This window comes from Paraburkholderia edwinii (assembly GCF_019428685.1).
GTDB classification, from domain to species: Bacteria; Pseudomonadota; Gammaproteobacteria; order Burkholderiales; family Burkholderiaceae; genus Paraburkholderia; species Paraburkholderia edwinii.
Map to the genome: position 1 here is coordinate 559,689 of NZ_CP080095.1, position 23,783 is coordinate 583,471.

The 23,783-nt window shown below is 63.3% G+C and carries 17 protein-coding genes and 1 pseudogene; 14 read left to right on the top strand and 4 right to left on the bottom strand.

What is annotated here, in order from left to right; all coding sequences use genetic code 11:
* Nucleotides 1-11: 11 nt before the first annotated feature.
* Together KZJ38_RS02395 and KZJ38_RS02400 are read right to left on the bottom strand one after the other, a co-directional pair.
* Nucleotides 12-206 (bottom strand): DUF2905 domain-containing protein, encoded by a 195-nt coding sequence (locus KZJ38_RS02395; protein WP_219798622.1) that lies wholly within the window; start codon nt 204-206, stop codon nt 12-14.
* 25 nt (nt 207-231) lie between these two features.
* Nucleotides 232-1,431, bottom strand: a complete 1,200-nt coding sequence (locus KZJ38_RS02400) for a class I SAM-dependent methyltransferase (RefSeq protein WP_219798623.1) — start codon at nt 1,429-1,431, stop codon at nt 232-234.
* 13 nt (nt 1,432-1,444) lie between these two features.
* Here KZJ38_RS02400 and KZJ38_RS02405 point away from each other — a divergent pair, with 13 nt between their 5' ends.
* Together KZJ38_RS02405 and KZJ38_RS02410 are read left to right on the top strand one after the other, a co-directional pair.
* Complete coding sequence (locus KZJ38_RS02405) at nt 1,445-2,314, top strand: SDR family oxidoreductase (protein WP_219798624.1); 870 nt, start codon at nt 1,445-1,447, stop codon at nt 2,312-2,314.
* Between the two features lie 85 nt (nt 2,315-2,399).
* Nucleotides 2,400-2,795, top strand: a complete 396-nt coding sequence (locus KZJ38_RS02410) for a dihydroneopterin aldolase (protein WP_219798625.1) — start codon at nt 2,400-2,402, stop codon at nt 2,793-2,795.
* On the opposite strand, the gene KZJ38_RS02415 is transcribed toward KZJ38_RS02410, so the two are convergent.
* On the bottom strand, nt 2,782-3,327 hold the full coding sequence (locus KZJ38_RS02415) for an RNA polymerase sigma factor (RefSeq protein ID WP_219798626.1): 546 nt from the start codon (nt 3,325-3,327) through the stop codon (nt 2,782-2,784). The genes KZJ38_RS02410 and KZJ38_RS02415 overlap by 14 nt on opposite strands.
* Nucleotides 3,328-4,134: 807 nt before the next feature.
* Between KZJ38_RS02415 and KZJ38_RS02420 the strand changes: the two are divergent.
* From KZJ38_RS02420 to ttcA, 8 genes and pseudogenes are all read left to right on the top strand, one after another.
* Nucleotides 4,135-4,930 (top strand): annotated as a pseudogene (locus KZJ38_RS02420) (alpha/beta fold hydrolase); the annotation flags it as partial.
* A gap of 220 nt (nt 4,931-5,150) precedes the next feature.
* Nucleotides 5,151-5,720 carry a methyltransferase family protein gene (locus KZJ38_RS02425; protein ID WP_219798628.1) on the top strand — a complete coding sequence of 190 codons (570 nt, stop codon included), beginning with the start codon at nt 5,151-5,153 and terminating at the stop codon, nt 5,718-5,720.
* A 21-nt stretch (nt 5,721-5,741) separates the two neighbouring features.
* Complete coding sequence (locus KZJ38_RS02430; protein ID WP_219798629.1) at nt 5,742-7,067, top strand: glycosyltransferase; 1,326 nt, start codon at nt 5,742-5,744, stop codon at nt 7,065-7,067.
* On the top strand, nt 7,064-8,641 hold the full coding sequence (locus KZJ38_RS02435; RefSeq protein WP_246641620.1) for a DHA2 family efflux MFS transporter permease subunit: 1,578 nt from the start codon (nt 7,064-7,066) through the stop codon (nt 8,639-8,641). Before KZJ38_RS02430 ends, KZJ38_RS02435 begins: the two co-directional genes overlap by 4 nt.
* A 35-nt stretch (nt 8,642-8,676) precedes the next feature.
* The gene (locus tag KZJ38_RS02440; protein WP_219800085.1) at nt 8,677-9,621 is read left to right on the top strand and encodes a glycosyltransferase family 2 protein; all 945 of its coding nucleotides are present in this window, start codon (nt 8,677-8,679) and stop codon (nt 9,619-9,621) included.
* Nucleotides 9,618-11,162, top strand: a complete 1,545-nt coding sequence (locus KZJ38_RS02445) for an efflux transporter outer membrane subunit (RefSeq protein ID WP_219798630.1) — start codon at nt 9,618-9,620, stop codon at nt 11,160-11,162. The genes KZJ38_RS02440 and KZJ38_RS02445 overlap by 4 nt, the downstream gene beginning before the upstream one ends.
* Nucleotides 11,162-12,358 (top strand): HlyD/EmrA/EmrK family protein, encoded by a 1,197-nt coding sequence (locus KZJ38_RS02450; protein WP_219798631.1) that lies wholly within the window; start codon nt 11,162-11,164, stop codon nt 12,356-12,358. Before KZJ38_RS02445 ends, KZJ38_RS02450 begins: the two co-directional genes overlap by 1 nt.
* A gap of 155 nt (nt 12,359-12,513) precedes the next feature.
* The gene (ttcA, locus tag KZJ38_RS02455) at nt 12,514-13,434 is read left to right on the top strand and encodes a tRNA 2-thiocytidine(32) synthetase TtcA (RefSeq protein ID WP_219798632.1); all 921 of its coding nucleotides are present in this window, start codon (nt 12,514-12,516) and stop codon (nt 13,432-13,434) included.
* On the opposite strand, the gene KZJ38_RS02460 is transcribed toward ttcA, so the two are convergent.
* Nucleotides 13,431-14,855, bottom strand: a complete 1,425-nt coding sequence (locus KZJ38_RS02460; RefSeq protein ID WP_219798633.1) for a cytochrome P450 — start codon at nt 14,853-14,855, stop codon at nt 13,431-13,433. The two genes, ttcA and KZJ38_RS02460, sit on opposite strands and share 4 nt — an antisense overlap.
* 405 nt (nt 14,856-15,260) lie before the next feature.
* On the opposite strand from KZJ38_RS02460, the gene glmU reads away from it, so the two are divergent.
* The 4 genes from glmU to KZJ38_RS02480 all read left to right on the top strand — a co-directional run bounded on the left by glmU (nt 15,261) and on the right by KZJ38_RS02480 (nt 23,759).
* The gene (gene glmU / locus KZJ38_RS02465) at nt 15,261-16,622 is read left to right on the top strand and encodes a bifunctional UDP-N-acetylglucosamine diphosphorylase/glucosamine-1-phosphate N-acetyltransferase GlmU (RefSeq protein WP_219798634.1); all 1,362 of its coding nucleotides are present in this window, start codon (nt 15,261-15,263) and stop codon (nt 16,620-16,622) included.
* A 53-nt stretch (nt 16,623-16,675) separates the two neighbouring features.
* The gene (glmS, locus tag KZJ38_RS02470; protein WP_219798635.1) at nt 16,676-18,493 is read left to right on the top strand and encodes a glutamine--fructose-6-phosphate transaminase (isomerizing); all 1,818 of its coding nucleotides are present in this window, start codon (nt 16,676-16,678) and stop codon (nt 18,491-18,493) included.
* Between the two features lie 411 nt (nt 18,494-18,904).
* Nucleotides 18,905-19,582, top strand: coding sequence for a YozE family protein (locus tag KZJ38_RS02475; RefSeq protein WP_219798636.1), 678 nt, complete (start codon nt 18,905-18,907; stop codon nt 19,580-19,582).
* Nucleotides 19,583-19,739: 157 nt separating this feature from the next.
* On the top strand, nt 19,740-23,759 hold the full coding sequence (locus KZJ38_RS02480; RefSeq protein ID WP_219798637.1) for a PIN domain-containing protein: 4,020 nt from the start codon (nt 19,740-19,742) through the stop codon (nt 23,757-23,759).
* The last annotated feature ends 24 nt before the right edge of the window (nt 23,760-23,783 follow it).

Below are 23,783 nucleotides of genomic sequence, written 5' to 3' on the forward strand. Positions count from 1 at the left end.
GCCGCCGCCTCTTAAAGCAACCGCGCAATCAACGACAACAGCATCGACAGCACGAGCGTCGACATAAACGGAAACGGGTACTCGCGCCCAAAGATCCGCAACGTGACATCGCCGGGCATGCGCCCAATACCGAATTTGCGTAGCCAGGGCCAGCATGCCGAGAGCACCGCAACGGCGACGAACGTGGTGAGCAGCCAGCGGATCATCGTGTGGTCCTTGGGTCGGTGCGTGTCACAGCGTGTGAGAGCGGTCGCCGCTTGCGAACGCGTCAAGCGTGTCGTCGATGCCGCGCGAGAACGCGATCACCTTGAAGAGCTCGCCCATTTCCGCTTCCGATAACAGCTTCTGCACCGCGTTCGCGGCGGGCAGAAAGCGCGCGGCATCGGATGGATCGAGTTCGGAGAGCGCATCGGTAATGCCCGCATTCAACAGAAAGCGCGCCTGCGACGTATAGCCGAGCAGATCCGCGCCGGTATCGGTGCCCGCTTCCGCGATGCCGCTGAATTCGACATGCGCGGTAATGTCCTGCAAGCCGGGATACAGAAACGGATCGCCATGCGCGCGATGCCGGTAATGGCACATCAGCGTGCCCTGCGCGCGTTGCGCATGGTAGTACTCGTGACGCGGAAAGCCGTAGTCGATAAAGAATGCGGCGCCGCGCGTCAGCATCCTGCAGATCGTGCGCGTGAACGCGCATGCGGCTTCGTGCGTTTCGGTCACATATTCGCCATGGTGGCCGGCTTCGATTTCGATTTCATGGAGAAAGGCGGCGTCATGTGTGGATTGCAGCGCGCGATCTTCGAACGCGAAGGCCTCGCCGCGGTAGACGACGCCACGTTCGCGCCACCCGCCGTTCGCATGCGCGAACAGGCGCACCGGCATCGCGTCGAGCACTTCGTTGCCGATCACGACGCCGGCGAATTCGTCGGGCAATGCGTCGAGCCACCGCACACGCGCGGCGAGGGCGGGCGCCTGCGCTTCGAGCATCGTCTGCTGGCGCGCGCGCAATTCGCCGGACAGATCGACGATCGAATAGCTGTCGAGCGGCGCGCCGAGCGCGTCGAGCGCATTGAGCAGACCGGCCGCGAGCCGCCCCGTGCCGGCGCCGAATTCGATCACGTCGCGCGTGCTGCTTGCTTCGAGCGCCTGCGCGACGGGCCGCGCGAGCGTCGCGGCGAACAGCGGCGACAGTTCGGGCGCGGTGACGAAGTCGCTGCCATCTTCGGCGCGCCGGCCGAATTTGATGGCGCCGCCGCTGTAATAGCCGAGGCGCGGCGCGTACAGCGCGCGGTCCATATAGCGGTCGAACGGCAGCCAGCCGCCGGCCGCATCGATGTCGGCGCGAATCCGCTCGACGAGCGCGGTCGATTGGGCGAGCGCGGCAGCGTCGGGAGCGGGTAAACTATCGGGTTCGTGAGCCTTCGGATTCATTCCCGCATTGTAAATGAGCGCCCGTTCCGACAATTCGTCAGTCAGCGAATCAGGCAACGCTGAGACCGGCCATAGCGATGCCGGTAGCCATCACCGCGCAGCGCCGCCGGCGCGTGTCGTGCTGATCACCGGCGCCGCGCGCCGTATCGGGCGCGCACTCGCTCTGGGTTTCGCGGCGCACGGTTGGGACGTGGCCGTGCACTACGGCGCATCGCGCACGGAAGCCGACGAACTGATCGCCGAGATCGAAGCGTTGGGGCGCCGGACGATCGCGTTGCACGCGGACCTCGCCAACGAAGCGGAAGTCGCGCGCCTGATCCCGGATTGCACGGCCGCGCTCGGGCGTCCCGTCTGCATCGTCAACAACGCGTCGCGCTTCGACGAAGACACGGCGCGCGACGTCGCGTACGACAAGCTGCTGCACATGATGTCGATCAATGTCGGCGCGCCGCTCGTGCTCGCGCGCATGCTGCACGACGCGACGCCCGATATCGCGCGGGAAGACGAAACGCAGCGCAGCGTCGTGATCAATATGCTCGACCAGAAGCTGCACAACATGAATCCGGATTACCTGTCGTACACGCTGTCGAAAGCGGCGCTCGAAGCCGCGACCGTCGCGCTCGCGCAGGCGCTCGCGCCGAAGCTGAGGGTAGTCGGACTCTCGCCGGGCCTGACGCTGCAGTCCGCCGAGCAGACGCCGACGAGCTTCGCCGCCGCGCACCGGATGACGCCGCTCGGCCGCGCGTCGCGTCCGGAAGACCTCGTTGCCGCCGCGCTGTATCTGGCCGATGCCGCAGGCGTGACGGGCACGACGCTCGTCGTCGACGGCGGCCAGCACCTCGTGCCGCTGCCGCGCGATGTGATGTTCCTGACCGGCAGCTGACGAGCACAGCACCTCATCGGGCGCTCACCGGGTGCTTATTCGGCGTGTCCACGGCACGCTTACCATCACGATCAGAGACGAGACCATGCACTCCGCCTTCTTTCATCCGAACCTCGCCGACTGCCGCCGGCTGTTTCTGCGCAACTACGAGGTGTTCATCAACATCGGCGTGCACGATTTCGAAAAGCGCGGCGAGCAGCGCGTCGTGATCAACGTCGATCTGTTCGTGCCGCTCGCGCTGTCGACGCCGCACGAAGACAAATTGCGCGAAGTGGTCGACTACGACTTCATGCGCGCGACGATCGCGCGCCGCGTCGAGCAGGGGCATATCCACCTGCAGGAAACGCTGTGCGACGACCTCGTGAAAATCATGCTCGCGCACCCGCACGTGCGTGCGGTGCGCGTGTCGACGGAAAAGCCGGACGTTTATCCGGACTGCGACGCGGTCGGCGTCGAGGTGTTCCGCATCAAGGACGCGTGACGGCGACCTCTTCAGCCTGAGGGCATGCGGTTCTGCGCGCGGGCACGTAAGCGCGCACCGGCGGCGCGTCGTTTTCTAGTGCTTTCCTGACGGCGGCATGCGCGCGCACCAGACGCCTCTCGAGTTCATCGGTCGTCAGGCCCCAGGCCCACGCCGCCTCGCTGGGCGTCAGGCGCTCCGCTTCGACCAGGATGATCGCAATGCGCTGCTCGTCGGGCAGCATCGCGACGACCTGCAGCAGGTGGCGGTTCGTTTCCGAATTCGCGCCGATGCGTGATGCGGCGCGTGCGGTGCGCGCTGCGCACGCTTCCGGGTGGCGCACCTTCTGTTGCCAGCGCCGCAGCATTGCCGACATCAGGTTGACGCGCATCGACATATACGGTGCGCACTCCCATGTTCCGGCCTGGATGCCGTGACACAGGTTATCAAGGAGTTTTTCCGCGTCTTCAGGTGTCGATGCAAGACGCAATGCGAATGTCCATAAATCAGGCAGTAATGCCTGCAATGCCGCGATCGTTCGGCCGCTTCCCATGTTGTAGATCCTTTGACGCTATTGAGCGACTAACTAGCGGCGCGACTTGATCAGGGGTAAGAGAATCCGCGCCGGTTAAGCTCGCGTCAAGGTTGCCCGGGTGGGGCAGAGAAGGCCTGGCTATTCGATGGTGAAATGAAAGCAGTCAGGACGGCGCGAGTGCTTCGGGTGTTACTTTATTTCAGTGAACGCGCCGAAGTGAACCGATATTTTTCAATGCAAGCGATGAGTATTCTCAATGATCCCATTGCACGCAAGCTTCGCGCGAGCTGAGCGTCTGTCAGACAAGCGGCTGACCCGGGTGTGATGTTTCGCGCAGGGCGGCTTGCATTGGGCGCAAAGAGTGTTATCTCACGCGATTTTGATTCTTGACAGGCGCGTTAAACAGAATCCGCTCTGAATGCGGAAATTGTGATGCCGCTCGGGCTCGCTGCCTTCCTTTGCCTTTGGACCTTTGCCTTCGGGCCTATTACATCGCGATTACATAGCGGTTCGTCACGCGCTGCACCATCCACTCCCTTACGCCCTTGTCAGGCGCATCAAAACTTCTTGCGTACGCAATGATATCGCCCGGCGCGATGCGAGCCGACGCGCGTTTCTCCACATCGAACTCCGCCGCCTGCAAACGCCCGCGCACGTAATAGAACTATGCATTACTTACTATCCGTTATTCGTCATTAGAATGCACGCCTGTTGCGTAAAGAGCGCCGCAGCAGCGCTCAGACGTCGCAACAGCACGCAAGCGGCCGTGTAGCCCGCTGCAGCGCGAGCGTTGGTCTTTCGGCATTGCTTGTGGAGAAAACTGTCATGTCTGTCGAGAAGCAGATCGTGCCACTGCCCAGTGGTCTGAAAATTTATGTCGAGCATCATCTATTCGACTCGTCGTTCGAAACGGTGCTGCTGGTCAATGGCGCGCTGGCGACCACCGCATCGTTCGGCCAGACCATTCGCTACCTGGGCGAGCGTCTGAATGCGCTGTGCTTCGACCTGCCGTATGCAGGCCAGTCGCGCCAGCACAACGTGCAGTGCACCGTGCTCACCAGGGACGACGAGATCAACATCCTGATGCACCTTGCCGATCGCTTCCATCCGGCGTATCTGCTGTCTGTGTCGTGGGGCGGCGTTGCCTCGCTGTTCGCGCTCGCGCGCGGCTGCAAGAGCGTGCGCCGTGCAGCGATTACATCGTTCTCGCCGTTTCTCAACGAGGCGATGATCGACTACATCACGCGCGCGCGCGACCACATCGCCGCGGGTGAGAACGTGCTGGCGTCCCAGTTGCTCAACGATACGGTGGGCCGTCACCTGCCGCGCATCATGAAGCTCTGCAACTATCGCTATCTGACGCGGCTGCCGCGCGACGAACTGGATCAGGTCGCGTTCCACGTGAACCAGATTCTCGAGATGGAGCCTGAGCGCTACCTCGCCGAATTCGCGCGCATTGCGTGCGATGTGAAGTTCATCAACGGTGACCTCGACGAATACACGACGGTCGACGACGTCCGGCGCCTTGCCGCCTATGTTCACCGCTCCGAATTCGCGACGATCCGCGGCGCGGGGCACTTTCTCGATCTTGAAGGACGCCCGCAGCAGGAGCAGATGCGCACGGTGCTCCACGACTTCTTCCGCAACGCGTGCGAAACCGTTCAGATACAGGAAGCGAGTACAAGCACGAGCGACGCGCTCGAGCCGATTCCATCGCTTGCAGGCACGAATGCGCTGCCGCGTGTGTCCGTGCCTGCGCCAGTGCAGTTGATCGCGCAGTCTCCAGATGGAAGCGCGCCGGACGCCACCGCATGTTTGCCTTCCGCCATCGAGGCCCGCTCATGAGCATCGCGCAAAGCATTGTCATCGCCGTCCCGTGGCTCCTGTGGCTCGCGTACTGGATCGCGACCGCGCAAGCCGTGAAGGCCACCGCACGCAAAGAAACACGCCGCTCGCGCACGTGGCAAGCGATTCCGCTGATCGTCGGCGGCGCGCTGGTGATCCTGCCCGATCCGGTGCGGCCCGCGCTGCTGCCGGATATGTCGAGTGTCGGCTACGTGCAGTTCGCCGGTTTTGCGATGCTCATCGCGGGCCTGCTGTTCTCGGTATGGGCGCGCGTGCATCTCGGTGCGAACTGGAGCGTGTCGGTCACGCTGAAGGACGGCCACGAACTGATTCGCACTGGACCCTATGCACTCGTGCGTCATCCGATCTATACGGGTTGTCTCGTCGCGCTGATCGGCTCGGCGATGATCGGCGGCACATGGCGGGGTGCGCTCGGTGTCGCGCTGATCTTCGCGTCGCTCGCCTGCAAGGTGCGCGTCGAGGAAAACTGGCTCACCGGCCACTTCGGCGAGGCGTACGTGCGGTATCGGCGCGAAGTCGCCGCGCTGATTCCCGGTATCTACTGATCTCCCGTCACGGTGCGCCTGATGGCACAGATCATCGTCACGGCGATCGGCTCGGCGGGCGACATCCATCCGCTCGTCGGCATCGGCCGTGCGCTGGCCGCGCGCGGTCATCGCATCGTGTTCTGCACGCATCCGCCATTCGAGCCGGCCGCGCGGCGCGAGGGATTCGAGTTCGTTGCGATCGGGCACGCGGACCACTACGCGGCGGCACTCGCCAACCCGGCGCTATGGAATCCGCGCACGTCGTTCAGGACGCTGTGGGAACTGATCGCACCGCTGCTGCGGCCGCATTACGACACGCTTGTCGCACTGACCGGTCCGGACACGGTGCTGGTCGGCACGCTGTGGGCGTTCTCCGCGCGCCTGATGCAGGAGCGGCACGGCACGCCGTACGTATCAGTGCAGGTGTCGCCTTCGACGCTGCTTTCCGCCTATGCGCCGCCGGTGCACAAGCAGTTGACGATTCCGCGTGGCCTGCCGCTGCCGGTGAAGGCCGCGCTGATGACGCTGATCGAGCGCACGGTGCTCGACACGGTGTGTGCGCCGCGCCTGAACGAATTACGCGCTGCGCTCGGGCTGCCGCCGGTCACGCGCATTCTCGGGCGCTGGCTGCATTCGCCCGAAGGCGTGTTGTGCCTGTTTCCCGACTGGTTCGCAGCGCCGCAGCCGGACTGGCCCAAGCCCTATGCGGTGAGCGGCTTTCCGCTGTTCAACGATCTCGCCGATGCGGCGCCGGATGCGGAACTCGAGGCGTTCCTCGCGGAAGGGGAGCCGCCCGTCGTGTTCACGGCAGGATCGACGCGGGTGGATGGCGAGCGGTATGCGCAGGCGGTCGCGCATGCGTTGCGTACCAACGGCGCGCGCGGCCTGCTGCTGGGCGGGGCACCGCACGACGACGGCTCGTCGTCGCCGCGCCTGCTGCGTCGTCGTTACGTGCCGCTGCGCTCGCTGTTGCCGTGCTGCCGCGCGCTCGTGCATCACGGCGGAATCGGCACTGCTTCGCTCGCGTTCGAAGCGGGCATCCCGCAGGTCGTCACGCCCTTCGCGCACGATCAGTTCGACAACGCGCAACGCGTCGCGGACACCGGCTGCGGCCTGCGGTGCGACGCGCCGCTCGACGGCGCCGGGCTGGCCCGCGTGCTCGGCCGTGTGCTGCACGATCCGCGTATCGCCGCGCATTGCGCACAGGCATGCGCGAAGCTCGCGGCCGCGCCGGATGGCTGCGAGCAGGCGGCGAATTTCATCGAGCGCTTCGTGCCGTCCGCCGCTCGCGATACGGCTGCAGCCGCGGCCGCACCGGCCCAGCCGGAACGGTCGCCCGAGTGTGCCATGGCGGGGCGCGCGTGAGCGCCACGCTCACATGGCCGCCGTCGACGTCCGCGCCCGTGCTGCGCGGCGCACGGCTTGCGCTGCTCACGTTCGCGCTATCGCTCGCGACCTTCATCGAAGTGCTCGATTCAACCGTGACGAACGTCGCGGTGCCCGCGATCTCGGGCAGCCTCGGCGTATCGAACAGTCAGGGCACGTGGGTGATCAGCTCGTATTCGGTCGCGGCGGCGATCGCGGTGCCGCTGACCGGCTGGCTGGCGCGCCGGCTCGGCGAAACCCGGCTTTTCGTCGGCGCGGTGCTGCTGTTCACGCTGACCTCGCTGCTGTGCGCGCTCGCGACCGATCTGCCCACGCTGGTCGCGTGCCGCGCGTTACAAGGGTTGTTTTCGGGACCGATGGTCCCGCTTTCGCAGACCATGCTGCTGCGCGCATTCCCGCCCGCGAAACGCACGCTCGCGCTCGCGCTGTGGGGCATGATCGTGCTGCTCGCACCGATCTTCGGGCCGGTGGTCGGCGGCTATCTGGTCGATATGTTCTCGTGGCCGTGGATCTTCCTGATCAACCTGCCGATCGGCCTGTTCTCGTTCGTCGTCTGCGTGACGATGCTGCGCGATGACGCACCGCGCGGCGCTGCGCCGCCCATCGATTTCATCGGGATCGCGCTGCTCGTGGCCGGCGTCGGCGCGCTGCAGGCGATGCTCGATCTCGGCCACGACGCCGGCTGGTTCGACTCGACGCTGATCGTCACGCTCGCCGTCGTTGCCGCGCTCGCGCTCGTCTCGCTGCTGCTATGGGAAGCGGGCGAGGGCCAACCGGTGATCGACCTGAGCCTGTTTCGCGACCGCACCTTCTCGTTCTGCGTGCTGGTCATCTCGCTCGGCATGGTGAGCTTCTCGATGGTGGGCGTGGTGTTTCCGCTGTGGCTGCAGTCGGTGATGGGCTACAACGCGTTTCACGCGGGCCTCGCGACCGCGCCGCTCGGCGTGCTCGCGCTCGTGTGCTCGATTCTGCTGGGCCTGCATGCCCACCGTTTCGATGCGCGCGTGCTCGCAACATTCGGCTTCCTGGTGTTCGCGGCGGTGCTGTGGTGGGACACGCATTTCACGCTGACGACATCCTTCACGCAGATCGTCACGCCGAACCTGATCCAGGGCATTGGGCTGCCTTGCTTCTTCATTCCGCTGACCGCGGCGACCCTGTCGCGCGTGCCCGATCACAAGCTCGCGGCTGCATCGAGCCTGTCGAATTTTCTGCGCACGCTCGCCTCGGCATTCGGCACCGCGATGAGCGTGACGCTCTGGGACGATCGCGCGTCGTTTCATTACGCGACGCTCGCGCAGTCGGTTACGAAAGCGTCCGACGGGACGCAGCACTTTGTCGCGTCGCTGCACGCGATCGGCGTAAGCGGCATGAGCGGCATAAGCGGCGGCGCAGGCGAGGTGGCCGCGCTGCATCAGGTGACGAAGCAGCAGGCCTACATGATGGCGACCAGCGACATGTTCCTGATTGCCTGCGTCACCTGTGTCGGGCTGGCGGCGTTGATGTGGCTCACGCGCCCGCGGCGCGGCGCCGCCATGCCGTCTGGACACTAAAGATCATGCAGGTCATTGAACGTGAACGGAGCAACATCATGCGGCTTGGCGCGCTTGTGATTCTCTATTACCCCAGCGTCGAGCAGCTGGCTCGGCTGGCGCCGCTGCACGACGCATGCGACGCGCTCGTCGTGGTGGACAACACGCCGCAGCCCGACTCCCGCGCGGCGGCCGCGGCTGCCCACGGCGGCTACACGCTGCTTCATCACGGCAATCGCGGCGGCATTGCGGGTGCGTATAACGCCGGGCTCGCGCGCCTGCTCGACACGGTCGATGCGGTCGCACTCTTCGATCAGGATTCGATCGTGCCGCCCGCCTACTTTCCGACCATGCGCGCGCTCGCTACGCGGTTCACCGGCAGGCCGTTCATTGCCGGGCCGCGCATCCTCGACGAAAACGACGGCCAGTTCCTGCCGGTGTTCGAGAGCAGCGGCATCTCCGTGCGGCATCTGCGGCTGGACGCGACGCCGGAACCGGTGCGCTGCGCGTTCCTGATCTCGTCGGGCAGCGTGCTGTCGCGCGAGGCGTACGCGGCGCTCGGCGCATTCAACGAAGCGCTCTTTATCGATCACGTCGATACCGAATATTGCTTTCGCGCGCTGGCGCGCAATGTGCCGGTCTACCTCGTGCCATCGCTGGTGCTGCGGCATCGCATCGGCGCGAAGACGTGGGTCCGTATCGGCCCGTTCCGGATCGCGACAATGAATCACTCGTGGACGCGGCGCTACTACAGCGCGCGCAACGCGATGCTGATCGCGACGCAGTACGGCGCACGCTTTCCGGTCGCGCTGCTGCCGAACCTGCTGACGCTGTGGCAGATCGTCGGGATCGTGCTGGGCGAGCGCGACAAGCTCGCGAAGCTAAAGGGCATTCTGTACGGCGTGCTCGACGGGCTCGCGTGCCGGTTCGGGCCGTTCGATGCCGCGCGTCCGCACCCAGGCATGCGTGCAGCGGCGCCGACGCGGGAGTACCGAGGATGAGCGCTCGCCCGGCGGCCGCCATTTTCGCGCTCTGTATAACGGCCTTGCTCGCGTGTGGCTGCGCGCCCGCCGGTGTCGCGCCGACTCTGGAACTGCGCGAACCGGATGCGAACGCACTCGCAACAACCACTGCCGACGTGGCGAAAGCGCTGAATGGCGGCGGCTGGCCCGCGCCCGACTGGGTACGCCAGTTCGGCGATCCGCAACTCGACGGCCTCGTGGCCGAAGCGTACGCGCACAATCCGGACCTGCAGGTCGCGAAGGCGCGCATCCATAGCGCGCAGGCGCAGTTGCAGCAGTTTTCGTCGCTGACCGGACTGAGCGCCACGGCGGGCGCGACGGTCAGCAAGGCACGCATGCCGCAGACGGACAGCGTCGCGAATGTGTCGGCCAATGGCTATGACATACCGGTGCAACTGTTCGGCGATGCCAGCCAGACGCCGTCGTCGTTGTTTGTCGGACTCGATTACCAGCTTGATCTGTGGGGGCGCAACAAGGCGGCGACACGCGGACTGCTGTCGCTGCGCGACGCCGCGCGCGTCGATGCGGAGCAGGTGAGGCTCACGCTTGCGGTCGCGATCGTCACGCTGTACTGCGAACTCGATCATGCGTATGCGCTGCGCGACCTGTGGGTCGAGAAGCGCGACGCAGGCGACCAGATCGCCGGCGCGCTGCGCGAGCGTGCGGCGCGCGGCATCGACAACCACTACGACGCCGAAGAAGCGGCCGTGCGCCGCAACAAGCTGATCGCGCAGATCGCGCTGGCCGACGAACGCATCCAGCTCGCGCAACTGCAACTGGGCGTGCTGTCGGGAGGCGGTCCGGAGCGCGGGCTCGCGTTGACGCGGCCGCATCCCGTCAATCTCGCCGATGCGCCGCTGCCTGCTCAATTGCCGGCCGACCTGCTCGGCCGGCGGCCCGACATCGTCGCCGCGCGCTTGCGTGTCGAAGCCGCTTACGCGGCGATCGACGGCACGCGCGCGGAGTTCTATCCGGATGTGAACCTGGTCGGCTTCGCGGGCCTGCTCGCGTTGACGCCGGGCGCGCTGTTTTCACGCCAGGCGCTGTCGGGCTCGATCGGCCCGGCGGTATCGCTGCCGATCTTCGACCGCAAGCGGCTGATGGCCAAACTCAACGGAAACACCGCGAACGCCGACGTCGCGATCGGCCTGTACAACAAAACTGTCGATGCCGCGCTCGGCGATGTGGCGCGCACGCTGGTATCGCTGTCGACGCTCGACCGGCTGGTGGCCGGCGAACGCGATGCCGCCGACGCCGCGCAGCGCAGCGTGTCGATTGCTGAAGAGCGTCACCGGCGCGGGCTGTTGATGCAGAAGGATGTGAACAGCGTGAAGCTCACGCTCTACGACGAACGCGCGCAGCTGATCGATCTGCTTGCACAAAGGCGCGCACTGCGTGTCGCGCTGATCGGCCTGCTCGGCGGCGGCTTCGATAAACGCACGCTGCCGGCAACGCCGATTTCCCGATTGAACGCGGCCTTTCCGACGTACGACGGGCTCACCGTTACACACTTCGACTGATGGCTCACGATCCAACCACTCTGCATTCCAACCCAGCCGTGCTCGAACCCGATGCGGCAGCGCTGGCCCTCAAACGCGCGACGCGCCGGCGCCGCTTCGCGATGTTCGGCGCGGCGGTCGCGCTCGCTGCGATGGCGGCGGCGGTCCACTGGTTCGCCAATGCGCGCTTTCGCGAAGACACCGACGACGCGTATGTGGCCGGCAACGTCGTACAGGTCGCGGCGCAGACCGCGGGCACCGTGATCGACGTGCTCGCTGCCAACACACAGCACGTGCGCACGGGGCAGACGCTCGTGAAACTCGACGATGCAGAGGCGTCGGTCGCGCTGGCACAGGCGAAGGCGCAGCTCGCGCAGGCGGTGCAGCAGGCCGCCAACGCGCGCTATTCGACGACGATGTACGCCGAAGCGGTGAAAGCACGACAAGCCGATCTTGACCTCGCGCGACGCGCGCTTGCCGCGCGCGATCATGCGCCGGTGGAAGTCGTGTCGCCGGAGGAACTGTCCCGCGCGCGCGCCGCGGCCGCGGGCGCGCAGGCGCAGCTCGCCGCCGCGCAGGCGCAGCTTGATGCGGCGCGCGCGCTCGGTAGCCGCCGCGCGGTCGAGGACAACCCGGCGGTCGTGCAGGCCGTCGCGCAGTTCAAGCTGGCGTGGCGCAACCTGAAGCGGACCGCGATCATTGCGCCGCTCGACGGCGTCGTCGGGCAGCGCACCGTGCAGGTCGGGCAACAGGTCGGGCCCGGCGTCGCGCTGATGTCGATCGTGCAACTCCACGGCTTGTGGATCGAGGCGAACTTCAAGGAGGGGCAGATCAGGAACATGCGCGTCGGCCAGACGGTGCGGATTCACTCGGATATCTACGGCTCGAATGTCACGTACCGCGGGCGCGTCGAAGGGTTTTCAGCGGGCACCGGCAGCGCGTTTTCGATGCTGCCGCCGCAGAACGCGGCGGGCAACTGGATCAAGGTCGTGCAGCGCGTGCCGGTGGTGATTTCGATCGAGCCGGCGGATCTCGCCGCGCATCCGTTGCGAATCGGTCTTTCGATGCGCGTGAGCGTCGATACGCACGCACGCGAAGGCCATGTGCTCGATGCCGGCGCGCCGCTCGCGCCGCTGGCGACGCGCGTGCATGACGGCGTGGCCGGCGAAGCGCAGGCCGAGGCCGACAAGGTGATCCGCGACAACCGGGGCGGGTAGTCGCATGGAAGGAACGGGCGGTAACCGTGCACATCGCGGCAAGTCTTTGATTTTGCTTCGATGTATCATATGCAGCTGGTCCGGCCGAGGCCGGACGACCGTCCGGTTGCCGCGTCGGGCGCCGTCACCCCTGCATCTGCGGACCCCCACGAACCATGAAAGCCTCAAACAATTTTTTCCGCCTCGAAACGCGTCTTCAATCGCTGGCAGGCAAGGCGATTGCCGACTTCAACATGATTGAAGACGGCGACCGGATTCTGACGTGCATGAGTGGCGGAAAAGATTCGTACACGATGCTTTCCGTGCTGCTGGCCCTTCAGAAACGGGCGCCGGTGAAGTTCGAGATCGTGGCGATGAATCTCGACCAGAAGCACCCCGGGTTTCCGGAGGAAGTGCTGCCGCAGTATCTCGAGTCGCTTGGCGTCGACTACCGCATTGTCGAGGCCGATACGCATTCGATCGTCAAGGAAAAGGTGCCCGAGGGCAAAACCACCTGCTCGCTGTGCTCGCGGTTGCGCCGCGGCGTGATCTACCGCACCGCCAAGGAAGTGGGCGCGAACAAGATCGCGCTCGGCCATCATCGCGACGATATCGTCGAGACTTTCTTCCTGAACATGTTCTTCGGTGGAAAGATGAAGGCGATGCCGCCGAAGCTGGCCACCGACGACGGCAAGCACATCGTGATTCGCCCGCTCGCGTATTGCAAGGAGGCGGACATCGCGACGTACGCGCGCGCGGTCGACTATCCGATCATCCCGTGCAACCTGTGCGGTTCTCAGGAAAACCTGCAGCGGATGAAGGTCAAGCAGATGCTGCAGCAATGGGAGCGGGAAACCCCGGGACGCGTCGACAATGTGTTCCGCGCGTTGGCCGACGTCGTTCCTTCTCACCTCGCCGATACCAGCCTCTTCGATTTCCGCGGCCTCGCAACCGGGCTGGCGAAAGTCGACGAAGCATCGCTGTTCGGCGACACCTCGTATGAGCAGGCGCCGCTCGTGTTCTCGCGCTCGAACGAGACACGGATCGAATTCGTTCGTCCGTCGCTGAAGGCGCAGCAGGCCGAAACCGAAGTCTAACGTCGCGCGTGGCGCGGCTTGAGCCGGAACCACAGCGGCCGGTCCGGAATGGTCGTCGCGCGGCCGATGGGCCGCACCGGCTCGTCGCTCGCGAGTTGCGCGTCGAACGCCTGCACCAGACGCGCAAGGGCGAGCGTCGTTTCCGCGAGTGTGAACTGTGCGCCGATACAGACGCGCGGCCCGGTGCCGAACGGCAGATACGTGAAGCGCTCCGGAGCCGGCGCACCGCGCAGAAAGCGCGTCGGGTCGAATGCGTCGGGGTTCTGCCAGAAGCCGCGGTGATGATGGAGCACCCACGGGCTGATCATCATCTGCGTGCCGCGCGTGACGGCCAGCCCTTCGAGCGCGTCGGGTTCGACGCAATGACGCAAGATCACCCAGGCGGGCGGATAAAGGCGCAAGGTTTCGTCGATGACCGCACGTGTGTACGGTAGCGCTTTGAGCGCGTCGCCGGCACGTTCGGGGCTTAGATCGACGTCGCGCACTTCGTCGGCGAGCGCGGCCTGCGCAGCGGGCGTGTTCGCCAGCAGATAAAGCGCCCACAGCAAGGTCAGGCCGGTCGGCTCATGGCCCGCGACAATCATCGTGCCGACCTGGTCGGCGAGTTCGACGCGGCTGAATGCGGCGCCGGTTTCCGGATCGCGCGCGGCCATCAGCGCATCGAACAGATCGCGCGGGCCGTCGGCGGCGGGCTGGCGTTCGCGCGCATCGATGATGCGCTCGACGAGCGCGTGCCAGCGCCGGCGAAAGCCGTTGCGCGGAATGTCTCGCGGCGTCGGCACCCAGTACGGCAGCACGAGTTCGGCGAGACTCGCGCGCGTGTGACGCTGCATGAATTCCTGCACGGCGGCGCGTACCTCCGGCCCGAATTCACGGATTTCGAGCGAGAACATCGAGCGTGCGGCGATCTTCAGCGCAAGCAGGCGCATGACCGGCAGCAAATCGACGGGCGCGCCGTCGAGCGCGGCCAGCGCGTGCACCTCGTCTTCGGTGCACGCGGCGACATGGCGCGCCAGCACGGGGAGCATCTTTGGCGCGAGCGTCGGCGCGATCGTGCGGCGCTGATGCTTCCATTGCTCGCCGGTCGCGAGTAACACGCTGTAGCGCCCGATCGGACGGATCAGGCGAACCGCATAGTCGGTGCGCGGGTAATTGGCGGCGTTCTCCACCAGCACGCGGTGAATCATGTCGGGCTTGTTGACCAGCACGCGCTTCTGGTGGAACAGGCGTTCTTCGACGTAGTCCGCCTCGTAGGCGTCGCGGGTCCAGAGCCGGAGACCGTCGTTGCGCATCGCATGAACGAAGCCTGTTGCCGAGACGCGCCGCGCCGGCAACTCGGGCATCGGCGGGGTGAATAACGGGGCGCGACGGGCGTCGATATCGGCCGGGGACGGCAGCGTATTGGGCGATGGCGCTTGCAAGGAGATCTCTCCGTCGGCGGTTCGGTCAATCGGGTCGGGGTGCGGGTCAATGCGGGCGTGGGTACAACCGAAAGAACGCTCGGCGCGGAGGGTTATTCCAACGTGCTTATTCGCGTTGCGCGGCGATGCGCGTAACGACGTATTCAGTGACACGCACGTGGCGACGTGCGCGGGTGATCTGCTCGGTGATCTACTCAGTGAGCTGTTTAACGTTTGCGATGTATCGTTTCTGCATCGGCAACGCGTAAAAGTGTGCTTGCGGATGCATCGATACCGCGCATTTGCACACGTCATTTTCTGTCAGAAGGCCCACATAAAAGCGCTGTTTTGCCGTTGTCAGCCGCGCTTTTGCCGCGAAGCAGCATGTTAGAATTGCGCACCTCAAACTCGACCAACGCCCACGACATGAACATCGTGATTCTGGCGGCAGGCACGGGCAAGCGGATGCGTTCCGCACTGCCAAAAGTGCTACATCCACTGGCCGGTCGGCCACTTCTCTCGCATGTCATCAGCACGGCTCGCACGCTCGAACCGACTCGACTTGTCGTCGTGATCGGCCATGGCGCCGAGGCCGTGCGCGCGGCCGTCGCGGCGCCCGATGTGCAGTTCGCCGTGCAGGAGCAACAGCTCGGCACCGGGCATGCGGTGCAGCAGGCGCTGCCGCTGCTCGATCCGTCGGTGCCGACGCTCGTGCTGTACGGCGACGTGCCGCTCACGCGCGCGAGCACGCTGCAGCGGCTGTGCGAAGGCGCCGGCCAGAACGGCTACGGTGTCCTGACGGTTACGCTCGACGATCCGCAAGGCTATGGCCGCATGGTGCGCAACGCAGCGGGCAAGGTCGAACGCATCGTCGAACAGAAAGATGCGACGCCCGAGCAGCAGAAAATTCGCGAGATCAATACGGGCATTGTCGTGATGCCTACTGCGCGTCTGCAAGCGTGGCTCGCGGCGCTGAAGAACGACAACTCGCAGGGTGAGTTCTATCTGACCGACGTCGTCGAGCTCGCGATCGAAGCGGGCCTCGAAATCGTCACCGCGCAGCCCGACGAAGAATGGGAGACGCTCGGCGTCAACAGCAAGCAGCAGCTCGCGGAACTCGAGCGCATCCATCAGCGCAACGTCGCCGATGCGCTGCTCGTCGCGGGCGTGACGCTCGCGGACCCGGCGCGCATCGATGTGCGCGGCGCGCTCGACTGCGGGCGCGACGTATCGATCGACGTCAACTGCGTGTTCGAAGGGCAGGTGAAGCTGGCCGACAACGTATCGATCGGCCCGAACTGCGTGATCCGCAACGCGACGATCGGCGCGGGCACGCGTATCGATGCGTTCACACATATCGAAGGCGCTGAAATCGGCGCGCAGGCAGTGGTCGGGCCCTATGCGCGGCTGCGGCCCGGCGCGGCGCTTGCGGACGAAGTGCATATCGGCAACTTCGTCGAAGTGAAGAACGCGGCGATCGGCCGCGGCTCGAAGGCGAACCATCTGAGCTACGTCGGCGATTCCGATGTCGGCACGCGCGTCAATATCGGCGCCGGCACGATCACCTGCAACTACGATGGCGCGAACAAGCTGCGCACGGTAATCGAAGACGACGTGTTCGTCGGCTCCGATACGCAACTTGTGGCGCCGGTGCGCGTCGGTCGCGGCGCGACGATCGCGGCCGGCACGACGGTATGGAAGGACGTCGAAGAAGGCGTCCTCGTGCTTAACGAGAAGACACAAACGGGCAAGCATGGTTATGTGCGCCCGACCAAAAAGAAAAGCTGATAGAAAAGCTGGCTTGAACTCAGCAGCCCAACTCTGCAAAAAGGATCATCGCTATGTGCGGTATTGTCGGCGCGGTTGCGCAACGTAACATCGTTTCGGTTCTGATCGAGGGGCTGCGGCGGCTCGAATACCGCGGCTACGATTCATGCGGTGTGGCCGTGCTGGCCAATGGCGAGCCGCGCCGCGCGCGCAGCGTCGCGCGTGTCGCCGATCTCGACGATCAGGTCCGCGAAACGAAGCTCGGTGGCGAAACGGGTATTGCGCATACGCGCTGGGCGACGCACGGCGCGCCGGTCACGGACAACGCGCACCCGATCTTCTCGCGCGACACGCTCGCGATCGTGCACAACGGCATCATCGAAAACTACGAGACGCTGCGCGAGATGCTGCGCGGCAAGGGTTACGAGTTCGTCTCGCAGACCGACACCGAGGTGATTGCGCATCTGATCCACAGCGTCTACCGTGGCGACCTGTTCGCGGCGGTGCGCGAAACGGTGCAGCAACTGCATGGCGCGTATGCGATCGCGGTGCTGCATAAGGACCAGCCGCATACGGTGGTCGGTGCGCGTCAAGGCTCGCCACTCGTGGTGGGCCTCGGCGAGGGTGAGAACTTCCTCGCGTCCGATGCGCTTGCGCTGGCGGGCAGCACCGATCGCTTTATCTTCCTTGAGGAAGGTGACGTCTGCGAATTGCGGCTCGATGGTGTGCGCATTGCCGATCGCGACGGCCAGGCGGCGCAGCGCGAAGTGCGGCAGGTGGCCGCGTACGGCGGCGCGGTTGAGCTGGGCCCGTATCGCCACTTCATGCAGAAGGAAATTTTCGAGCAACCGCGCGCGATCAGCGACACGATTCCGGCCGCCGATTCGATCGATGCGGCGCTGTTCGGCGAGAACGCACCGCAGGTGTTCAAGAAGATCGACAGCCTGCTGATTCTCGCGTGCGGCACGAGCTACTACTCGGGCCTCACGGCGAAATACTGGCTCGAATCGATCGCGAAGATTCCGACGCAAGTCGAGATTGCGAGCGAGTACCGGTACCGAGATTCGGTGCCGAACCCGAACGCACTGGTTGTGGTGATCTCACAGTCGGGCGAAACGGCCGACACGCTCGCCGCGCTCAAGCACGCGCAGTCGCTTGGCCACAACCATACGCTCGCGATCTGCAACGTCGGCACGAGCGCGATGGTGCGGCAGACTGAATTCGCGTTTCTCACGCATGCGGGGCGCGAGATCGGTGTTGCGTCGACGAAGGCATTTACGACGCAGCTCGTTGCGCTGTTCGTGCTCGCGGTGACCTTGGGCAAGCTGCGCGGGCATCTCGGCGCGTCGCAGGAAAGCAGCTATATCAAGCAGCTGCGCCACCTGCCGGCTGCGTTGAACAGCGTGCTTGCGCTCGAGCCGCAGATCATCGCGTGGTCGGAAGAGTTCTCGCGTAAGGAAAATGCGCTGTTCCTTGGCCGCGGGCTGCACTATCCGATTGCGCTTGAAGGCGCGTTGAAGCTGAAGGAAATCTCGTATATCCATGCGGAGGCTTATCCCGCTGGCGAGCTGAAGCATGGGCCGCTTGCGCTCGTTACCGAGGCGATGCCGGTGGTGACGGTGGCGCCGAACGATGCGCTGCTCGAGAAGCTGAAGTCGAATATTCAAGAAGTGCGCGCGCGCGGCGGTCAGCTTTATGTGTTCGCGGATTCGGATACGCGCATCGTCAATGCGGAAGGGCTCCATGTGATCCGGATGCCTGAACACTACGGCGTGCTTTCGCCGATTCTGCACGTCGTGCCGCTGCAGTTGCTTGCGTATCACACGGCGTGTGCGCGTGGGACGGATGTGGATAAGCCGCGGAATCTGGCGAAGTCGGTGACGGTTGAGTGAGGGAGTAACTGGAACCGCGCGATGTGTTGTGGCAATACGGATTAGAAGTCGTTACACAACAGTGAAATTTCCGCAGAAGAAGCTGTTACTCGACTTCATGCACTTGATTTCGCAAGGTAAACGCTTCTAATCCGTCGACCCGAAATCGCCTGTCTTCCATGGGAAGTTCCGAAAAGGCTGTCAAGGAATGATTCCGCCGAGCGGGCGTGCCGGTGCTGAAGTGAACGTTGCCTGCCTCGTGGGTACGTCGTGCTAAACTTAGATTCTGAGCCTTCGACGCAGGCTCGCCCGCCCACATTGGCGAAGTCGGTTTCGGCAGCGTAAAAGTCTCTTTTGTGCATGGCCAACTCTTTGGGCCGCGGTTGAATCCGTGTGTGGGTGCATAGGCTTCCTGCGGCTAAGGACAAAGCCATGAGCAATCCACTTTCCGCCGCTCAAGTCGAGCAACTGCGCCGCAACGCTAAGCGCCTTGCGCGCCAAGAAGCTATTCCGCTCCATCAAGCTCAGGATCACCTCGCTCGACAGCATGGGTTTTCAAATTGGGCTTTGCTCACAAAGCACACACCCGCTCACCCCGCTATAAAACCGAAACTCACCGTTCAGGCGGACTCGCGTCGGCGCTACTATTTTCACGGCGACCGAAATGAAGACGATGTCAGCCGGTATTACTGCGCCCAATGCGATTTATTTAGACCCTTAGACCACTTCGCGATTGAGCACGGCCCCAGGACAGTCGAACGCTACATCCGCGAGCTGGAGTCTTTGGATTCGCGGCCAACGTCGTGGCATCGAAGCTTTCATAGGCCGATGAATGCTGTGAACGCCCTCAACGAGGAGGCGCGGAACTTCCAGGCTGCAGCAGCGTTACGAGAAGCCTCTCGTAGCGCTTTTCATCGATGGATTGTGATGCAGGTTGACCGGGGGGATTGGGTTGGCGACCTTGCTCGAGACATCAAACATGATAAGGACTTTCCCGTCGAGGAGACTCGTCTCGACGAGCTTGTTGCCCACCTGAAAAGCGAACGCGCCGTCGATGAAGCGCTGACCGCTCTGCGGCAGGCGTACGGTGAATTCTCCGCTCTTGGTTAGAGGCGTTCTCCGGTCCCGTGTAAAGCCGCCTGACTGATGCCTCGAATCAAATCCCGTCCTGCGCCCGGCGCTGGGCGGGCTGTTTTCAGGGTCACGGCTCCCAGTCTTGGATGAAGCGCGGTAAGCTTGGCCTGACAAATACGCACAACACCACCACATGATTCCGTACAGCACCGGGGTACAGCCGCCTCGCACGGCCGAAGATTTTGAGGACTTCTGCCACACCGTTTACAGCGAGATCTTCGACGACCCGACCGCGACGAAGAATGGCCGGTCTGGGCAAAAGCAGAACGGCGTCGACATCTTTGCGATGCGCAAAGGCAAACGTTACGGGGTCCAGTGCAAACGAAAGACCTATGGCTCGCTGACGAAAAAAATCATTGATGAGGAGGTCGGACTCGCTGATGGTGGCAAAGTAAAAATTGAAGAACTGATTATCGCGACGACGGGACCCAACGACGTCGCGCTGGTCGAATACGCCGCGAATCTATCGGACGCTCGGCATGCGAATGGGAAATTTCGCGTCAGCGTCGCCTTTTGGGACACGCTTGAGTCATACGTCCGGCGTTTCCCGCAACTGCAAACGATGCTCGCTCCGCACATGCCGGGCGGTGCATTTTGGGAACAACGTCAAGCATTCGCTGAGCAGAAGGTTACCTTTGAGAGGTTCGCAGGCGAAATGCGGACGATGTTCCAATCATCCGAATCGCTGGCGCGCGGCATCCCGGAGGCTCGTGCGGGCTCGCTGGACAAGGTGATGGATGGCCAGCTCGATGGGGTAAAGGCGCTGTTGCTGGCTGGCAAGTTCGATGACGCGCTCGCCAATCTCAGCGTTCTGGGAAAAGACCTAAGTGTTCTCGACATCCATCAACGCGCCCGTTGGCATACCCAGCGCGCGCACTGCTACTGGCAGAAGGATGACTTCACCTCGGCTGCCGAAGAATTCGCGGCTGCATATCGCCTTACGCCACAGGATGAGAAGGTTGCCGGCAACGCCGTTCGAGGCATGCTGCTACTTGAGGATTACCCGGCCGCGCTGACTCTCGGTGACGAACTACGTCAACGCTTTCCTGCATCGGAAGGAGTATTCACTGCGTGGGCACAAGCGAGTGACAGGAGCGGCGCGACGCCGGAATGGAAGGCAGTACCGCCTGAAATGCGAGAGTCCGCAGACGTCTTGCATGTTTTCGCTTGGCTTCAGGTTCTTGCAGGCGACTACGCGGAAGCCGGCCGAATGGCTAAGGCTGCCCAGCAAAAAGGGGACAAAAGTTTTGAGGTCAACGCTCTACGGTTGCTTGCGACTGTCAACGAAGCGACGGAAGACGGGGTACTCGCGAGCAACGGCATCATAGCGCCCGCGATAAAAGCATCATTGGCAGAGCAGATTCCATCTTTTGAGCCGGTCGACAAGGTCTTATGGAGCCGGCAGAGCGTTTATTCGCTGAGTCAGGCCGCCGCGTGCCTCGGTTACGCGTACATGATGATTGACCGTGCCGACCTAGCGCGAGAAATCTTGCTTGAAGCCGTGAAGCGTTTCCCGGGCGAGGGGCAGCTTGGACGCGTTTGCCTTGAGAGTTGCTTCCGTAGTGGGTCAGGCGACGATGCTTTCGAGTTCGGCAAGCAAAACATCGCCAACCTCGACAGCGAAGGCAGACTTATCGTTGCTGAGATGGCTGCACGACGCGGCGACACGGCGGTTTTCGATGCGGTTGTATGCGCATTGAATGAAGAGGAGGAAGGCAAGCGCTGCCCAGATGATGTTGAAGCCTTCGGATGGCTTCTGCTTGCCCGGCAAGGTAAGACCGCAGAACTGGCTGGCGTGCTCACTGAGGCTTCCGCGCGGCAGTTGAAGTCGACTAGCGCGAAAGTTACAGCGCTAACGATTGCGAAGCGAGAGCAGATGCCTTGGGCTGACGCTGCGATTGAGGCACTGTCTAAATGCATCACAGGGGAGGCTTCGACGCGCGATGTCGTCTTGGCTTCACAGCTTTTCCTTTTTGCGAACCGATTCGACGATGTCGTTTTGTGCCTCGAAAAGCGACTGCCAACGGGGTATTTCAGCGAGCCTCACCGGCTACTTTTCAGCGCCTTGGTTCAGCGTGGCTCGCGAAAGCGCGCGCTGCAGATGCTGCGGTCATTCCCAGAGGACGCGCTCGAAGACTCAAGCGTCAGAGAGGACGCAGTGGAGTTGGCACGTGCCGCAGGCGACTGGGAGCAACTGTCCAAACTAGCAGAACTGCATCTAGTGGCGCATCCTGAGCGCGCAGACGCTTGGGGATTCGTGGCCTCGGTCTTCATCGCCCAAAAGCGCGCCAGCGCTCTGCGCGAATTCCTCTCACAAGATATTCCGTTAATGCTGGAGGGCCCGCTTCGGTATCGAGCCCAATTAGCGCGGCTAGAAATCGAATTCGGTGCCAAGGAGCGAGGCTTCAAGCGGCTCTACCAGGCCTTCCGAGAGGCATTGAACAGCACGGAAGCAGCATCGGCCTATCTCGGTCACATCCTCACCTTACCACCCGAGAGCATGCCAGCCGAGCCAACGCTGGTTTCCAGTGGTTGCGCTGTCACGCTTACTGACGAATTTGGTGACGACAAAAGTGTGGTTGTCGACCCAGACGGTCTGAACAACGTACCGGATGCCAGCAATTTTTTCCCGACATCTTCGCCGGTCTTCGAATCACTGAAGGGAAAGCGTGTCGGTGATGAAGTCATGGTCTCAGACGGGATGGGAGCACTCCAGAAGTACCGCGTCTCAGGCCTCACGTCGTCTTTCCGCTGGTTGGCGCATTCCGCACAAGAAGTTATGCGCAAATCGGTCGGAAAAAGTGGAAGCCTGACGTCAATAGACTTGCATCAAACTCCAGACGGCAACTACGACCTCTCGCGCATCTTGGGGATGCTCAAACAGCGTAGCGAGCGCGTACGCGACGTGTTTGACGCCTATCAGCACGGCCAGGTCACCGTGGGTATCGTGGCCAAACTCTTAGGAACGTCTGCCGCAGTGGTGTCCGGAGATTGGCCGCAGAGTGTTGAAGCGAATCTGTATGTCTGTAATGGGACGCACGAAGAGCGTTTAGCGGCGGAGACTCTTCTGAAGGTCCAAGACCAAGCAGTGGTAGTTGACCTTGCGACAATGAACGAACTGGTGGCGGCCGGACTTGAAAAGGTATTGGCCTACAGTCCCACTGTATTTCTTAGCGCCTCTGAATCCGGTGTTCTCGACAGCCTTATCACGGACGAAGAAGGCAACAAGAGCAGAGCGAATATGGCGGAGCAAGATGGTCGTATCGTACTCACGGAACTCGACGACTCCTATCATGAGAAGCGGCGCGCGTATCTCCTTCACCTGCGCGACTGCGTGGGCAAATACTGCCAGGTTGTCCCCGTCTACGGCGTTGAGGACCCGCCATCCGACCTTTTGAAATTTCGCGAAGTAATCGACGATGAGTCGTACGATGCGCTCCTTCTTGCTCTGGAGAAGAATGCTTTACTTCTTACGCTGGATGGTCGTCTTCGAGAGCTTGCCAGCGTACTCTGTGGCATCAAAGGGGCTTGGCCACAGGCGTACGTGGGCGCTGCGGGCCGAAGCGGTTTGTGTTCGCCTGGGGAGTATTCGAAGTTTGTATTCACGAGCCTTATCAAGCGTCGGTCGCATGTCTCACTAAACGCGATGGATTTCATGTGGCTACTGTCGCAACCGATGGACTTCCAGCATTTTGCGATGCGTGCCCTGTTGAAATATATCGTCAATCCCACGGTCGACTGGAGAAGCGTTGTGCTGTTCATTGGAGAATCGCTCAATCGCGCGGCACAAGCTGGTGCGACGCTTTTCGCCTTACGTCGAATCATCGAGACTTTCGCGCCGCTGCTGTTTGCGCGCGGAGACGCGAACGCCGACCTTGTTCATGCTTCGATTGATTTGGCTGTCGCCCAAATTGTCAATGCGGGGTTTGAGCCCGAGCGAGCGCACCCGATGGAAGCGCCGAAGGTTGCCGAAAACCAAGCTTTTTGGCAGCAAGTACTCTCTGCATCGATAGCGAAAGCTCGGCATTTAGCGACCGAGCGAACAGTAGATGAGCTTGTTGTGCGTTCGCTCGACGTTGCTCCCGTGTACTGTTGCGCCCGACCTATGTACCGGGTCAACGAGTCAGCCAAATCAGGCTGCGGGACACAATAGGACTCGGTGCGGAAGTCGCATGCT

Coding starts and splice junctions, on each gene's coding strand:
- KZJ38_RS02405 (WP_219798624.1), top strand. CDS start 1,445: ATGAGCGCCCGTTCCGACAATTCGTCAGTCAGCGAATCAGGCAACGCT.
- glmU (WP_219798634.1), top strand. CDS start 15,261: ATGAACATCGTGATTCTGGCGGCAGGCACGGGCAAGCGGATGCGTTCC.
- KZJ38_RS02400 (WP_219798623.1), bottom strand. CDS start 1,431: ATGAATCCGAAGGCTCACGAACCCGATAGTTTACCCGCTCCCGACGCT.
- KZJ38_RS02475 (WP_219798636.1), top strand. CDS start 18,905: ATGAGCAATCCACTTTCCGCCGCTCAAGTCGAGCAACTGCGCCGCAAC.
- ttcA (WP_219798632.1), top strand. CDS start 12,514: ATGAAAGCCTCAAACAATTTTTTCCGCCTCGAAACGCGTCTTCAATCG.
- KZJ38_RS02425 (WP_219798628.1), top strand. CDS start 5,151: ATGAGCATCGCGCAAAGCATTGTCATCGCCGTCCCGTGGCTCCTGTGG.
- KZJ38_RS02395 (WP_219798622.1), bottom strand. CDS start 206: ATGATCCGCTGGCTGCTCACCACGTTCGTCGCCGTTGCGGTGCTCTCG.
- glmS (WP_219798635.1), top strand. CDS start 16,676: ATGTGCGGTATTGTCGGCGCGGTTGCGCAACGTAACATCGTTTCGGTT.
- KZJ38_RS02445 (WP_219798630.1), top strand. CDS start 9,618: ATGAGCGCTCGCCCGGCGGCCGCCATTTTCGCGCTCTGTATAACGGCC.
- KZJ38_RS02430 (WP_219798629.1), top strand. CDS start 5,742: ATGGCACAGATCATCGTCACGGCGATCGGCTCGGCGGGCGACATCCAT.
- KZJ38_RS02450 (WP_219798631.1), top strand. CDS start 11,162: ATGGCTCACGATCCAACCACTCTGCATTCCAACCCAGCCGTGCTCGAA.
- KZJ38_RS02480 (WP_219798637.1), top strand. CDS start 19,740: ATGATTCCGTACAGCACCGGGGTACAGCCGCCTCGCACGGCCGAAGAT.
- KZJ38_RS02415 (WP_219798626.1), bottom strand. CDS start 3,327: ATGGGAAGCGGCCGAACGATCGCGGCATTGCAGGCATTACTGCCTGAT.
- KZJ38_RS02410 (WP_219798625.1), top strand. CDS start 2,400: ATGCACTCCGCCTTCTTTCATCCGAACCTCGCCGACTGCCGCCGGCTG.